Source organism: Sinanaerobacter sp. ZZT-01 (assembly GCF_035621135.1).
GTDB lineage: Bacteria > Bacillota > Clostridia > Peptostreptococcales > Anaerovoracaceae > IOR16.
The window spans coordinates 3,016,628-3,030,957 of the sequence record NZ_CP141728.1 but is presented as its reverse complement, the minus strand read 5'-3'; the positions used below and the strand labels follow the sequence as shown (position 1 = coordinate 3,030,957).

Annotated in this window: 16 protein-coding genes; all 16 read left to right on the top strand. The window is 38.3% G+C overall.

Annotation, left to right across the window (positions count from 1 at the left end):
* Positions 1–29: 29 nt before the first annotated feature.
* A complete protein-coding gene (locus U5921_RS14645; RefSeq protein WP_324824197.1) occupies positions 30–332 on the top strand; it encodes a DUF3892 domain-containing protein in 303 nt (100 codons plus the stop codon).
* Positions 333–749: 417 nt separating this feature from the next.
* Positions 750–2,375 (top strand): hydroxylamine reductase, encoded by a 1,626-nt coding sequence (gene hcp / locus U5921_RS14640; protein WP_324824196.1) that lies wholly within the window; start codon positions 750–752, stop codon positions 2,373–2,375.
* 126 nt (positions 2,376–2,501) lie between these two features.
* Positions 2,502–3,206, top strand: coding sequence for a UMP kinase (pyrH, locus tag U5921_RS14635; RefSeq protein WP_324824195.1), 705 nt, complete (start codon positions 2,502–2,504; stop codon positions 3,204–3,206).
* A gap of 17 nt (positions 3,207–3,223) precedes the next feature.
* Positions 3,224–3,781, top strand: coding sequence for a ribosome recycling factor (frr, locus tag U5921_RS14630; protein ID WP_417765061.1), 558 nt, complete (start codon positions 3,224–3,226; stop codon positions 3,779–3,781).
* A 10-nt stretch (positions 3,782–3,791) separates the two neighbouring features.
* Complete coding sequence (locus U5921_RS14625) at positions 3,792–3,998, top strand: hypothetical protein (RefSeq protein ID WP_324824193.1); 207 nt, start codon at positions 3,792–3,794, stop codon at positions 3,996–3,998.
* Positions 3,999–4,055: 57 nt separating this feature from the next.
* A complete protein-coding gene (locus U5921_RS14620; RefSeq protein ID WP_324824192.1) occupies positions 4,056–4,781 on the top strand; it encodes an isoprenyl transferase in 726 nt (241 codons plus the stop codon).
* Positions 4,782–5,573 (top strand): phosphatidate cytidylyltransferase, encoded by a 792-nt coding sequence (locus tag U5921_RS14615; protein ID WP_324824191.1) that lies wholly within the window; start codon positions 4,782–4,784, stop codon positions 5,571–5,573.
* A 24-nt stretch (positions 5,574–5,597) separates the two neighbouring features.
* Positions 5,598–6,731, top strand: coding sequence for a 1-deoxy-D-xylulose-5-phosphate reductoisomerase (locus U5921_RS14610; protein WP_324824190.1), 1,134 nt, complete (start codon positions 5,598–5,600; stop codon positions 6,729–6,731).
* 25 nt (positions 6,732–6,756) lie between these two features.
* Complete coding sequence (gene rseP / locus U5921_RS14605) at positions 6,757–7,767, top strand: RIP metalloprotease RseP (protein ID WP_324824189.1); 1,011 nt, start codon at positions 6,757–6,759, stop codon at positions 7,765–7,767.
* Positions 7,768–7,800: 33 nt separating this feature from the next.
* Positions 7,801–8,898: a flavodoxin-dependent (E)-4-hydroxy-3-methylbut-2-enyl-diphosphate synthase gene (gene ispG, locus U5921_RS14600; RefSeq protein WP_324826008.1), complete on the top strand. Its 1,098-nt coding sequence runs from the start codon at positions 7,801–7,803 to the stop codon at positions 8,896–8,898.
* 21 nt (positions 8,899–8,919) lie between these two features.
* On the top strand, positions 8,920–9,369 hold the full coding sequence (locus U5921_RS14595) for an NfeD family protein (protein WP_324824188.1): 450 nt from the start codon (positions 8,920–8,922) through the stop codon (positions 9,367–9,369).
* Between the two features lie 24 nt (positions 9,370–9,393).
* Positions 9,394–10,305, top strand: a complete 912-nt coding sequence (locus U5921_RS14590; protein ID WP_324824187.1) for an SPFH domain-containing protein — start codon at positions 9,394–9,396, stop codon at positions 10,303–10,305.
* A 35-nt stretch (positions 10,306–10,340) separates the two neighbouring features.
* Entirely contained in the window at positions 10,341–11,135 is a 795-nt protein-coding gene (locus U5921_RS14585) for a helix-turn-helix transcriptional regulator (RefSeq protein WP_324824186.1), read from the top strand.
* Positions 11,136–11,604: 469 nt separating this feature from the next.
* Positions 11,605–12,261, top strand: a complete 657-nt coding sequence (locus U5921_RS14580) for a hypothetical protein (protein WP_324824185.1) — start codon at positions 11,605–11,607, stop codon at positions 12,259–12,261.
* Between the two features lie 101 nt (positions 12,262–12,362).
* Positions 12,363–13,553, top strand: a complete 1,191-nt coding sequence (locus tag U5921_RS14575) for a Zn-dependent hydrolase (protein WP_324824184.1) — start codon at positions 12,363–12,365, stop codon at positions 13,551–13,553.
* The gene (locus U5921_RS14570) at positions 13,543–14,325 is read left to right on the top strand and encodes an aspartate/glutamate racemase family protein (RefSeq protein WP_324824183.1); all 783 of its coding nucleotides are present in this window, start codon (positions 13,543–13,545) and stop codon (positions 14,323–14,325) included. The genes U5921_RS14575 and U5921_RS14570 overlap by 11 nt, the downstream gene beginning before the upstream one ends.
* Positions 14,326–14,330 lie beyond the last annotated feature (5 nt).

Here is a 14,330-nt window from a genome sequence, read left to right as displayed (position 1 = left end):
CGAGCAGATGAAGTGGAGGGTAAAAAGATATGGCTAATAATCAGAAAAATTTATCAAGTTTGCCTATGATGGCAATGGAGGAAGTTCCGACACCAAATGAAAATGCCAAAGAAATTATCGGACTGGTGAAAGAAAATGGTCGTGTTACGGGATATCAATTATCAGATGGACGAGTTTTGGGAAAAGATGAAGGTGTACAGCTTGCCAAGGACGGAGGCATTCAAGGGGTTGGTGTTGCAGTAAGAAATGGGAATGAATATTTAAAATCTCTTCCCGATGGAAATGATGAAAATAATTTAAGCAACCTTCCTTCTGTTTCTCCAAGGAATTAAAAAGATATTTATTTATCTGTTAGATTTAATTAGACCATCCTTTAATCCGGGATGTGATTGAAATAAAAACCGTTATTCAACAAAGGTTGGATAACGATTTTTTTTGAGACGATCTCAGGTTGTGTGATAAAGAAAGGCGAGACGATGGGGCGTCCTGAGTCAGAGCAAGATGATATCTCAATTGACTTGGATTAAAAATGACGGCAGACTCATAGATAAGATTTTGAGAATTATTATAAAAATAAATAATATTTATTATGCGTAACATCCGTTACATACTTTTCATAACACAATGCTATAATCAGACATAACGAAAAACAATATGGAAATAAAATTCAGACGAAACATTTATCAACACCATATTTTTATCGTCAAGAAGCCGATTAAAAACTAAGGTAAAATTTAGGAGGTAAATTTATGAGCATGTATTGTTATCAATGTCAGGAAACTGCAAAAGGTACTGGTTGTGAAATTCGTGGAGTATGTGGGAAGAGTGAAGAGGTTGCAAAACTTCAGGATTTACTAATTTATACAGTCAAAGGCATCTCTCAAATCGTCATAAAAGGTGATTTAAAAGCAGAAACTTTAAATGATGTAAACCATGAGGTGCTTAACAGTTTGTTTATGACAATTACAAATGCAAATTTCAATGATATTGCAATTGAACAGCAGATAAAAAAGTTAATTGATATTCGAAATGATTTAAGAAATAACGTAAAGTTAGATAATCACGATGCAGCAAGCTTTGAAACAGATACGAGAGCATCTATGTTAGAAAAAGCTGCTTCAGTCGGCGTTTTGGCAACAGAGAATCAAGATATACGTTCTCTTCGTGAAATGATTATTTACGGCGTAAAAGGAATGGCAGCTTATGCGGAACATGCGAAAAATCTAGGCAAAGAAGATATGGATATTTACGCATTTATTTATGAAGCAATGGCAGCAACTTTAGATGATAGCTTAGATGCGGATGATCTGGTTGCACTTACTTTAAAAACAGGAGAATACGGCGTAAAGGTTATGGCTTTACTGGATGAAGCGAATACATCAAAATATGGAAATCCTGAAATTACTACGGTAGATATTGGAGTAAAGGGAAACCCTGCTATCCTAATTTCCGGTCATGATTTAACGGATTTAGAACAGCTTTTAGAGCAAACGAAGGATACGGGAGTCGATATCTATACGCACGGAGAAATGCTGCCGGCTCATTATTATCCGTTTTTTAAGAAATACAGCCATTTTGTAGGTAATTACGGGAATGCATGGTGGAAGCAGATCTCAGAATTTGAATCTTTTCATGGACCGATTTTGTTTACTACCAATTGCATTGTTCCTCCAAAAAGCGAGGAAGTTCGAAGTCGTATTTTTACAACCGGTTCGGCTGGATTTCCAGGATGTTCTCATATCATACCGCGAGAGGACGGAAAGAAAGACTTTTCAGCACTCATAGAGCTTGCAAAAACATTACCTGCTCCAGATGAAATTGAGACGGGAAGTATTGTCGGAGGTTTTGCACATAATCAAGTACTCGCACTTGCAGATCAAGTCGTTGACGCTGTGAAATCCGGTGCCATTAAAAAGTTCTTTGTAATGGCAGGCTGTGACGGTAGAATGAAATCGAGAGATTATTACACTGAATTTGCACAGAAGCTGCCGAAGGACACGATTATTTTAACCGCAGGGTGTGCAAAATACCGTTATAATAAATTGAATTTGGGTGATATCGGAGGAATTCCAAGAGTGCTAGACGCAGGGCAATGCAACGATTCTTATTCATTAGTTGTCATTGCATTGAAGCTGAAAGAGGTGTTTGGACTGGATGATATAAATGAACTTCCGATTGCTTATAACATTGCATGGTATGAGCAAAAGGCAGTGATCGTTTTACTTGCATTATTGTATTTAGGAGTAAAGAATATCCATCTTGGTCCGACACTTCCAGGTTTTCTTTCTCCAAATGTTGCAAATGTACTGGTAGAAAAATTCGGCATCTCGGGAATTGGAGAGGTTGATTCGGATATTGAATTGTTCATGCAATAAAAATTTTTTGAGAAGTCCGGTATGGAAAAATAAAATTGAATATGCTATAATAAAGGGACACTATAGACAGTAGTGTCCTTTTGTTGAAATTAAGTAAGTTAATAACCAAATTGAAAGGACATGAGAATGGAGCCAAAGTATAAAAGAGTATTACTTAAAATTAGCGGAGAAGCCCTTGCCGGTAACAAAAAGACAGGGTTAGACGATGAAATGTTGATTTCCGTAGCGAAAGAAGTAAAAGGACTTTTGGAAATTGGAGTACAAGTTGCAGTTGTTGTAGGAGGCGGAAATTTCTGGCGTGGAAGAACCAGTAAGAGCATGGATCGTGCAACAGCAGACTACATGGGAATGCTTGCAACGGTTATTAATTCGTTAGCTTTACAAGATGCATTTGAAGCGCAAGGGATTCCGACCAGAGTGCAGACTGCGATTGAAATGCGTGAAATTGCAGAGCCATATATTCGAAGAAGAGCGATGTCTCATTTAGCAAAGAATATTGTTGTTATATTTGCAGCAGGTACGGGAAATCCATTTTTTTCAACTGATACAACAGCTGCTCTTCGTGCAGCGGAAATTGAAGCAGATATTATTCTGCTGGCAAAAAAAGTGGATGCTGTTTATGATTGCGATCCGGAAACAAATTCGAATGCAAAGCGTTTTGATACACTGACTCACAAGGATTTGTTAGATAAAGGACTTGGTGTTATGGATTCGACCGCAGCGTCTCTTTGTATGGACAATCATATTCCGATTCATGTATTCGGATTGTCCGAGAAAAATAATGTTATAAAAGCCGTATACGGTGAAAAAATAGGAACGATAATAAAATAAAACATTTAGGAGGATTTATTATGAGTACGATCCAAGAAATCTTAACGGATAAAATGGGGAAAACATTGGGGGTTTTGAAATCAGAATTAAATACTGTACGAGCAGGACGAGCCAATGCCGCACTGCTTGATAAAGTGACCGTAGAATATTACGGTGTAGAGACTCCTTTAAAAAATCTTGCAAATATAGGGGTTCCTGATCCAAGAACCCTTATGATTACACCATTTGATCCAAAGGTGGTTTCTGACATCGAAAAAGCTATTAATATGGCTAATTTAGGAATTAATCCTTCTAATGACGGTAAAGTCATTCGTTTGGTTATTCCACCGCTGACAGAAGAAAGAAGAAAAGAGCTTGCAAAACAGATTAAAAAAATTGGTGAAGATGCAAAAATTGCAATTAGAAACAGTCGAAGAGATGCGAACGACCATATCAAGAAAGAAGAGAAAGCGGGAGAATTGACTGAAGACGAAAGTAAAAAGTTGCAGGATCAGATTCAGAAACAAATAGATAAATGTATCAAAGATATTGACAACATTGTTGCAGAAAAAGATAAAGAATTAATGGAAGTATAGGAGATGTGTATTGATAGATTTTCCGGATTTACTTGGAATGATGTTGGAAGATGCGGTAAAGATATTGCAATTAAAAGAGATTCCTTATCAAGTCATTGAGACAATACCCACGAAGAAAGATGCCGTTCTTGGCTTTCAAAGAGTGATAAAACAGAAAAAGAATGATGGGATTTATCAAATATACGTATGTAAAGTTCCTGATCTTTTTCAGAAATAATAAGGTCGGGCATTTGCCCGACCTGATTTTGATATAAAAAGAGAAGTGAGGCTATTTATGGATATACCAAGGACATTGGACAAGCAGACGATACCAAAGCATGTAGCGATTGTTATGGATGGAAACGGAAGATGGGCCAAGAAAAGAAACTTACCAAGAGTAGCAGGACATAATGCAGGTATGATTGCATTAAAAGAGATTGTGAAAGCATCTTCGGTTTTAGGACTTAAGCATTTAACGGTCTATGCTTTTTCTACGGAAAATTGGAAACGTCCGGAGGAAGAAGTAAAAGGCATTTTTAAGCTCCTGATCATATATATAGAGAAAGAATTGGCCGAGCTTCATAAAAATAATGTAAAAGTAAATATTTTAGGTGATTATCAGCAGCTTCCCAAAGAGGCATTAACCAAATTGGAAAAATCTTTGGAAACGACGAGAGATAATACCGGACTTCAATTTAACATTGCTTTAAACTACGGTGGCAGAAGAGAGATCTTAAGAGCAGCGCAGCTCTTAGCAAAAGATTTTTCCGAGGGGAAAATTTCTGAAGAGCAAATGACAGAAGAATACTTTGCATCAAAATTATATACCAAAGGGATTCCTGATCCGGATTTAGTGATTCGAACAAGCGGAGAAATGAGATTAAGCAATTATTTGTTATGGCAGTCGGCTTACAGTGAATTTGTTTATACCAATGTACTTTGGCCCGATTTTACCCCAAAAGACTTAGAAACTGCCATTGCTTCGTTTCAGCATAGAAAGAGACGTTATGGAGGAGTGTAAATGAAAACGAGAATTCTTTCATCACTGGCAATGCTTCCGCTATTGCTCGTGATATATTACGGTGGCTACCCATTGATGCTTGCCTGTTTTTTGGTGGGACTAATTGGTGTCCGTGAATTTTATAGAGGCTTTGAAGTCCTCGATATCCATGCAAATTACCCAGTTGCATTAGTTGCAATTGTTTCATTATATCTGATTCATCTATCTAAAATAATTTTAGGATATATGCAGAATGAATGGATGATGTTTTGGTTTTTCGGGGTTATTTTACTGTCTTTGCTCACTCTTTTTCAAATTGAAAAACGCAAGCTGGAAGATGCCATGGTTACGATTACTGGAATTTTTTATGTGGTCTATTTTTCATTTCACGTGCAGCTGATTGCGTCTACGCAGCATATTTTTATTTGGCTCGTATTTTTAACGGCTTTCGGTACGGATATTATGGCTTATTTTTCTGGATATTTATTTGGAAAACATAAGCTTTGTCCGAAGATCAGTCCGAAAAAAACGGTAGAGGGTTCTGTTGGGGGTACCTTAGGGAGCATGATACTGTGTGGACTGTTTGGATATTTTGTTTTGCCGCAATTTATGATACACTGCATGATTATTGGAGCATTAGGTGGAATTATTTCTCAATTTGGAGACTTGACAGCTTCCATTTTTAAGAGAAAAATGGGAATTAAGGATTATGGAAAACTAATACCTGGGCACGGTGGAATTATGGATCGTTTTGATAGCGTACTATTTACTGCACCAATGGTATATTATTATATAGTCTTGGTTTTAAAATGAAGCAATGAAAAATGGTGAAGTTGAATGAAAAAAATATGTATATTAGGGTCCACTGGATCAATTGGAACGCAGGCATTAGACGTGGTGGAACGCAACTCAGAGTTGTTTGAAGTGGAGAGCTTAACCTGCGGAACAAATATTGATCTATTCCGCACGCAGTTAAAGAAGTATTCTCCGGCATTTGCAGTAACTGCCTTAGAAGAAGACGCAAAAGTCTTAAAGAAAGAATTTCCAAAAATTGATTTTTCATATGGATTAGAAGGTATGATTTTAGCAGCAGCAGGGACTGACTGCGATTTGGTTTTGAATTCTCTCATGGGAATGATGGGATTAAGACCTACTTATGAAGCAATTCGTGCCAAAAAGAACATTGCACTTGCAAATAAAGAAACATTGGTAGCCGGTGGGGCAGTTATTATGGAGGCTGTGAAAAAAAACGAGGTTCAGCTTCTTCCTGTAGATAGTGAACACAGCGCTATATTTCAATGTCTTCAGGGAAATAGAAACAATGCGGTACATCGCATTCTATTAACGGCTTCGGGCGGACCTTTCAGAGGATATACGAGTCAGGCATTAGAAGAAGTTACCTTAGAACAGGCTTTACACCATCCGAAATGGGTGATGGGGAATAAGATCACAATTGACTCTGCCAGTTTAATGAATAAAGGATTGGAAATAATAGAAGCGCATTGGTTGTTTGACGTACCGGCAGAAAAAATTCAAGTAGTCGTGCATCCGCAAAGTGTAATCCATTCAATGATTGAATTTAAGGATCGTTCTATTTTGGCACAGCTGGGGATGCCGGATATGAGAGGACCGATCAGCTATGCTTTTGGTTTTCCAAATCGTATAGAAAATACATTTGAGAGTGTAGATTTTTTTAAATTGGGTACTTTAACCTTTGAAGAGGCAGATACAGACGTTTTTTCTTGCTTAAGGCTGGCATATGATGCATTAGAAGCGGGGGGAAGCTATCCGGTTGCTTTAAATGCAGCAAATGAAGTATTAGTGCAGAAGTTTTTAGATAAAAAAATTAAATTTACAGACATTCAAAATAACCTTGAAATCATCATGCAGAGACATAAACCGATGTATCATTTGACATTAGATGATATTTTAGATATTGATGCACAAACGAGAACCGAAATTTTAATTTAAATGAAGAATAGTTAGGGGGATTCTTATGGGGTTAAATACAATTATTTATGCAATATTGATTTTTTGCTTTCTTATTTTCGTTCATGAACTGGGGCATTTTTTATGTGCAAAAGCAGTTGGAGTACGAGTTAACGAATTTTCTTTGGGAATGGGGCCGCTTCTTTTTCAGAGAAAGAAGGGTGATACCGAGTATTCACTCCGTGCGTTACCGATTGGTGGCTATGTAAAAATGGAAGGGGAAGACGAAGATTCAAATGACCCCAATGCATTTAATAATAAGCCATTTTGGGCAAAAGCACTTGTTTTGGTAGCCGGTTCTTTTATGAATCTTTTAACGACGGTTATAATCATTGCGTTGATGGCCGGGATTATCGGCATGCAGACAAATATTATAGATGATGTTTCGGAAGGTTCTCCGGCGGATCAAGCCGGAATTATGAGCGGAGATACCATTATAGGAATTAATAATCAGGAAGTAAAAGAGTGGGGGGATATTTTATCCCTCATTTCGGAAAGTACGGGAGAGACTCTTGCTCTGACAGTGGACCGTAACGGAGAAAAAATAAACTTGACGAGCGGTGTGCTGGAGAATGAAAGCGGTCGGCGGATGATTGGTGTAACTTCACTGATAAAAAAATCACCGGGTATGGCAATTAAAACAGGTTTTACTACAACCGGCGACATTGCAAAGCAGATGGTAGATTATCTGGGACAGTTGTTTACGGGAAAAGGTTCTATGAATGATTTGGTAGGTCCAGTCGGCATTGTTTCTATTATTAATGACCAAGCAAAGCTTGGAATCATATATATTGTCAATTTCACTGCATTGATCAGTTTAAACTTAGCGATTGTCAATATGCTTCCTTTCCCTGCGTTGGACGGAGGCAGACTTGTTTTTCTTGTTGTTCGTCTTATTACCGGAAAAGCGGTCAGTGATGAATTAGAGGCGAAGATCCACTTTGCAGGAATGTTAGTCTTGTTTGCGTTGATGTTTTATATCGTAGTTCATGATGTAGATCGCTTTATCTTGCATTAAAGCACTGATTCAGATTCGGAATATGGAGAAAGAATAATGAGAAGAGTTTCAAAACAGGTTATGTGCGGTGATGTGGCAATCGGTGGAGACTCCGCTGTTTCAATACAATCTATGACAAACACGGATACACGGAATATACCTGCAACTGTAGAGCAGATTGCAAGGCTGAAGAATGCGGGGTGTCAAATTGTCAGATGTGCAGTGCCGGACCAGGAAGCAGCAGAAGCACTGGGCGAGATAAAACCTAAAATACAGATTCCTTTAGTCGCTGATATTCATTTTGATTATCGTCTTGCTATCTCCGCAATAAAAAATGGAGCGGATAAGATTCGCATAAATCCCGGAAACATAGGAGACAAGGAAAAAATTCAGAAGGTACTCGATGCAGCAAAAGAACGTCAAATTCCAATACGTGTCGGAGTAAATTCCGGTTCTTTAGGAAAGGATATTTTGCAGAAATATGGGAGCGTTACGCCTGATGCACTTGCTGAGAGTGCGTTAAATACCGTTACATTGATTGAAGAGATGCATTTTGATGAACTGGTTTTGTCAATCAAGTCTTCCGATGTCAGACTGAACCAGCTAGCACATCGTTTGGTTGCAGAAAAGACAAAGCACCCCTTACATATCGGAATCACAGAAGCTGGAACGGTACAAACCGGAAAAGTAAAATCGGCAATCGGAATAGGGGCTTTGCTATTGGATGGAATCGGTGATACGATGCGTGTTTCTCTTACCGGTGATCCGGTAGAGGAGGTTCTCTATGCAAAGGAGATTTTAAAAGCTTTGCATCTTCGAAAAAATACGGTTAACTTAATTTCTTGTCCGACTTGTGGAAGAACAAAAGTAGATCTTGTAAAAATTACAAAAAAAGTGGAAGAAGAAATTGAACCGCTTGAAAGACAGATGGAAAAGCAGAATATAAAAGAGATTACCGTTGCGGTTATGGGATGTGAAGTGAATGGACCTGGCGAGGCGAGGGAAGCAGACTTTGGAGTTGCCTGCGGAAAAGGAAAGGGTGTATTAATTCAAAAGGGTGAAATAGTTCGAGTAATACCAGAGGAAAGGATTACTGATGAATTATTTCAAATGATCCGGCAAAACCTAGGGATACAGGATCATTCGAAATAAAGTAATAGAGGGAGGAGATATATGGAATTATTTGGTATTGTAATGCACGGTGCATTGGTATGGATTTTTATTGCAGTTATTTTTGCCGTAATAGAAGCTTTGACGATGGGGCTTACCACAATATGGTTTAGTGCCGGTGCCGTTTGCGCGGCAGTTGTCTCTATGCTGCATGCGCATATGCTGATGCAGGTGATCGTTTTTTTAGTCGTATCTGTTGTTTTGCTTTACTTCACAAAACCGTTGGCTGAGAAGAAATTAAGGATCGGACAAGAAAAAACAAATGCCGATGCTTTAATTGGAAGAAAAGGTTTAGTAGTAGCAGAAATCGCTCCATATCAAACCGGCTTGGTTAAGGTGGATGGTCAAGTATGGACGGCAATTGGAATGACGAATGATACACATATTGAAAATGGAACTGAGGTTACCATTACAAAGATACAAGGTGTAAAATTAATTGTTATTGCAGAATAAAAAAATAAGAAAGAGGAGAAAAAGATGGAGGATATTTTTACGAGCATTGCAATTATAGCATTGATTATTATTGCAATTTTATTAGTTGTAACAAACATAAGGGTTGTACCACAAGCGAGAGCTTACGTTATTGAGCGTCTCGGAGCATATAGTGATACTTGGCAGGTAGGACTTCATATAAAAATTCCGCTTATCGATAAAATTGCAAAAAAGGTATCTTTAAAAGAGCATGTGATTGATTTTCCGCCACAGCCTGTTATTACAAAAGATAATGTGACAATGGAAATTGATACTGTAATCTATTTTCAAATTACAGATCCAAAGCTTTATACCTATGGTGTAGAGAATCCGATGGCAGCAATTGAAAATTTAACAGCAACAACACTTCGAAATATCATTGGTGAATTGGAACTGGACGGGACGTTAACCAGCAGAGAAGTGATTAACACTAAAATTCGTATTGTGCTTGATGAAGCAACTGACCCTTGGGGAATCAAGATTAACCGTGTGGAAGTGAAAAATATCATTCCGCCAAAAGATATTCAGACGGCAATGGAAAAACAAATGCGTGCAGAGCGGGAACGCCGTGAAGCAATCTTAAGAGCGGAGGGTGAAAAGAAATCTGCTATCCTGATTGCAGAAGGAAAGAAAGAAGCTCGTATTTTAGAAGCAGAAGCACAAAAACAAGCAGTAATTAAGGCTGCAGAAGGTGAATCGGAGTCTATCTTAATGGTACAAAAAGCAACAGCGACTGGTATTCAAATGCTGAATGAATCCGCTCCAACTGACAAAATTATCGCACTTAAGAGTCTGGAATCATTTACAGCAGCCGCAGATGGAAAAGCAACAAAAATTATTATTCCATCAAATATTCAGGGAATTGCAGGGCTTGCAACATCAATTGCTGAGCTGGTAAAAGATACAAAAGCAGAATAAGTAAGGTACAACATTGGAGAGAGAGGTGCAGTTTAGTGGCCTATTTAGAAGAGAGTGAATGGATGCTGCTTAACGAAATTGCTTACAATATTTCTTTTATTTATTCTTTTGATGAAATGCAAAAAAGCATTTTGGACTGGTTAAAGCTTCTCATTGATTATGATGGAGCTGCCTTTGCTCTTATAAAAAAAGACGAGGACAAAAATCTACTGTATAACTCGGTAGGCAATGGTATTAAAGAAAAGATGCTAAAAAAATGGCAGGAACAAACTGCTGAATTGGATAACACAAGGTGGATTATTTATAGTGCACGAAATACAGCTTTTCGTGAATCTGATCTTATTTCTCCGGATAAAAGAACAGATAATAAATTATATAAAGAATTTTATCTCCCTTCCCAGTTTTATTATTCGGCAGGATTATGCATTGTTTTTCGAGAAGAACCGGTTGGACTTTTAAAGCTTTTTCGCAGCAGAGGCGCAGGTGATTTTTCAGCAAGAGATCTTTTTGCGCTGGATCAGTTGCAAAAACATTTTGCGTATCGACTTTATTATGAAAAAACCAAAGGAGATACAAGATACTTTTTTGCTAAGGGTTATCATGAAAAGATATGCAAGCGTTATAATTTAACGGAAAGAGAAAGCGAACTTTTCAATTATGCGATACAAGGGTTTACTAACATTGAAATTTCTGAACAGATGAATATTAGTATTCACACGGTAAAAAAGCATTTTCATAGCATTTACAACAAAATGCATGTAAAAAATCGGGTACAACTGTTACAGTGTATGCCGCTTTCTACAAGTAAGATTAATTTTGATGAACTCTAAACAGCAGGAGTATTACACCTAAGGTGTGTAGTACTCTTTTTTTTATCTAGTAGGAAATATCGATAGATTTTCCTACTAGATAAAAAAGGGAAGTAAAGAGGAGCAAGAAGCCTCTTTGCCTATAAAGGAGGGTGCTCAGCAAATGAAATGAGCGCCGAAGGGGAACCATGCCCTTTTTGCCCCAAGCTTGCTTAGCTAGGCAAAACGGACAGCAGTGAGCGAAGCGAGTCGGAGGCGTAGCCGTTGGGTTCCATACCGGCGTGGCGAAGCCACTACTTTTATCTTTAATAAAAATAAAAAGCATTATGGTAAACAAAAGTATAGCAAAAATAAAGAACTGGATAGGGCAAAGAAACAATGGTCTGAAAAAAATAGAAAGGTGAATGAATAAAATGGGGTGCCTGAGGAATTTCAGGTGCCTTTATTTTTTGATATATTCTGAGTAAAAGAGAAAGAAGAGGAGATAGTTATGAAAAAAGAAGATATAAAATGGGTATTTGCCTATGCTGTCCTGTTCGCAGTAGTGATGATTCTCATAATAACGGAGGGATTTGCTTGGGCTAACATGAAATTTCCTTATCTTGCAGGCTTTTTTCAATTTGCCATCTTTGCTTCTGCAGGAGAGATTTTATCAAGCCGTATTCTGGAAGGGGAATGGGTAATGAATCGTGCTACAGCCTTTAAAGCATTCTGCTGGGGGGGCGGCGGCATCATCGTTACCTTGGCATTTCGTGTATTTAGTGAAGGAACGGAATGCGTGATGCAAATAGGACTTTTACCTTTCTATGGAAATTCATTGGCGTTGGCTTTTTTTACAAGCTGCACAAATAACTTTTTTTTTGCGCCGTTGCATTCTGCCGCAATGCGCGTTTGTGGAAGTTATGCAGAATTACGGTATAAGCAAAGCGAAAAGATTACGGTACGCCAGGCGATAGAATTTATAGATTGGGGTGAATTGGTTGATTTTGTTCTGTTTAAAACAATTCCATTTTTTTGGATACCCATTAATACCTTAGGTTTTCTTTTGCCAGTAGAATACCGTATTGTGTTTGCAGCGATGCTGTCTCTGGTGTTTGGCATCTTAATGACTGTACTGAAATTGCGTGAACGAAGGGTTCAACAATGAGGTTATAGTAAATGAGCCGTGTTGGATCAACTACATTCAGCAGATTAAAATTTATTATGCGGTACCAGTCGCAGTACCAGATTATATTCAGGAGGAATGCAATGAAAGTAAACGGTGAACGCTTGCTTTGCCAAATTCAAGAGCTTGGTAAAATTGGATTTAAGGAGGGAAGCGGAACAACACGGATTTCTTATAGTAAAGAATATGAAATGGGAAGAGACTACGTTAAAAAGAAGATGCAGGAAGCAGGCTTGCAAGTTTCTGTAGATGCAGTCGGCAACCTTTGTGGATTACGGAAGGGGTATGGCAAAAAGATTTTGGTGGGTTCTCATATAGATACCGTTCCCAGTGGAGGTATTTACGATGGAGTTTATGGAGTAATGGCAGCAATTGAGTGCTTAAAAGTAATGGAAGAAGAACAGTATTCAAATCATCATCCGATCGAGGTCATTGCCTTTATTGAAGAAGAGGGAAATGTGATTGGAGGAACCTTTGGAAGCAAGGCCTTTGCTGGAGGAGTGATTGATCGTGCGATGCTTCCTAAAATGCACGAACATAAAATTACGATGGAACAGGTACTTTCTTGTAAACGAAGTCGAGAGGAGTATGCTTGCTATCTGGAATTACATATAGAGCAGGGTGGTCGTTTGGAAGCTGAAGAAAAAGAAATCGGTATTGTTGGAGGCATTGTAGGAATTTTGAGATATCAAGCTACGGTAGAAGGCAAGTCAAACCATGCCGGGAGCACTCCGATGGAACTGAGAAGGGATGCACTTGTAAAGTCGTGTGAAATCATTACCGAATTGATGAAATCAGTACGCAGCAATTCACCGGAAATGGTTTGTACCGTCGGTCAGATGAATGTGTTCCCTGGAGTTGTAAATGTAATTCCCGGTAAAGTGGAATTCATTATTGAGCTTCGAAATAAAAACATGGAGCCTATGAAAAAGATTATCTCAGATCTATTGAAAAAGTATAGGGAAGATGGATTTTCTGTTTCTGAATTTATCCATCAACCGGAAACTTTATGTGATGCGAGATTATTAAATATTGTAAGGAAATCTGCAGATGAATTGGGAGTTTCTCATAAAGAGATGTTTAGCGGAGCGGGGCATGATTTGATTAATATGGGATTGTTTACCCCGTCAGCGCTTATTTTCATTCCAAGTCAAAATGGAATCAGCCATAGCATTGAAGAATACAGCAGCCCAGAAAATCTTATCAAGGGAGCAGATCTTTTGCTTCATCTACTTTTAAAATTGGATCAAAAGGAGGATGTAAATGAAGATTAAAATGATTAACCCAAATACTACCTTTTCTATGACAAAAAGTGTAGAAGAGCTGGCAAAAAAGGTTGCACGTAAGGATACAGAGGTTTATGCGGTTAGCCCCAAAACTGGACCGGACAGCATCGAATGTTACTTGGATGAATATCTAGCAATACCGGGTGTTATTAAGGAAGTTATCAAAGGTGACAGAGAAGAAGGTGCGGATGCATTTATTATCGCTTGTTTTGGAGATCCTGGTTTACAGGCTGCGCGAGAAGTAACCGATAAACCAGTATTAGGAATTGCAGAATCGGCTATTACAGCAGCAAAATTTATTGCACCTTATTTTTCCATCATTTCTGTATTAGATCGTTCCCGTAAGGTGACAGAAGATGTGGTAAGCAATTATGGTGCAGAGAAGTTTTGCAGATCAATTCGTTCTACAGGATTGAGTGTTCTGGAATTTGGGAAAAATCGTGAAAAAGGTTTGAAGGCTTTGGAGTTGCAGAGTGAATTAGCAATTAAAGAGGATGGCGCAGAATGTATTCTGTTAGGATGTGCCGGTTTTGTAGATTTTGTAGAAGCTCTTAAAAATCGATTGGGCATTCCGGTGCTGGATGGTGTTATGCCTGCTGTGAAATTTGCAGAAGCGATGGCAGATATGCGGCTTGGTACGAGTAAGTTTTCTACGTGGAATTATCCGGAGAATAAAGAAATTAAAGGATTTCCTATGTTTAAGCCGGGAGAATTAAAGTTTTCGAAAGCGACGGAACGAAAAGAGAAAGAAAAGAGGTAGAACCC

Bases quoted from the DNA above. Each gene is read 5' to 3' on its own strand.
- U5921_RS14645 (WP_324824197.1), top strand. From the start codon at position 30: ATGGCTAATAATCAGAAAAATTTATCAAGTTTGCCTATGATGGCAATG.
- hcp (WP_324824196.1), top strand. From the start codon at position 750: ATGAGCATGTATTGTTATCAATGTCAGGAAACTGCAAAAGGTACTGGT.
- pyrH (WP_324824195.1), top strand. From the start codon at position 2,502: ATGGAGCCAAAGTATAAAAGAGTATTACTTAAAATTAGCGGAGAAGCC.
- U5921_RS14620 (WP_324824192.1), top strand. From the start codon at position 4,056: ATGGATATACCAAGGACATTGGACAAGCAGACGATACCAAAGCATGTA.
- U5921_RS14615 (WP_324824191.1), top strand. From the start codon at position 4,782: ATGAAAACGAGAATTCTTTCATCACTGGCAATGCTTCCGCTATTGCTC.
- U5921_RS14610 (WP_324824190.1), top strand. From the start codon at position 5,598: ATGAAAAAAATATGTATATTAGGGTCCACTGGATCAATTGGAACGCAG.
- rseP (WP_324824189.1), top strand. From the start codon at position 6,757: ATGGGGTTAAATACAATTATTTATGCAATATTGATTTTTTGCTTTCTT.
- U5921_RS14595 (WP_324824188.1), top strand. From the start codon at position 8,920: ATGGAATTATTTGGTATTGTAATGCACGGTGCATTGGTATGGATTTTT.
- U5921_RS14590 (WP_324824187.1), top strand. From the start codon at position 9,394: ATGGAGGATATTTTTACGAGCATTGCAATTATAGCATTGATTATTATT.
- U5921_RS14580 (WP_324824185.1), top strand. From the start codon at position 11,605: ATGAAAAAAGAAGATATAAAATGGGTATTTGCCTATGCTGTCCTGTTC.
- U5921_RS14575 (WP_324824184.1), top strand. From the start codon at position 12,363: ATGAAAGTAAACGGTGAACGCTTGCTTTGCCAAATTCAAGAGCTTGGT.
- U5921_RS14570 (WP_324824183.1), top strand. From the start codon at position 13,543: ATGAAGATTAAAATGATTAACCCAAATACTACCTTTTCTATGACAAAA.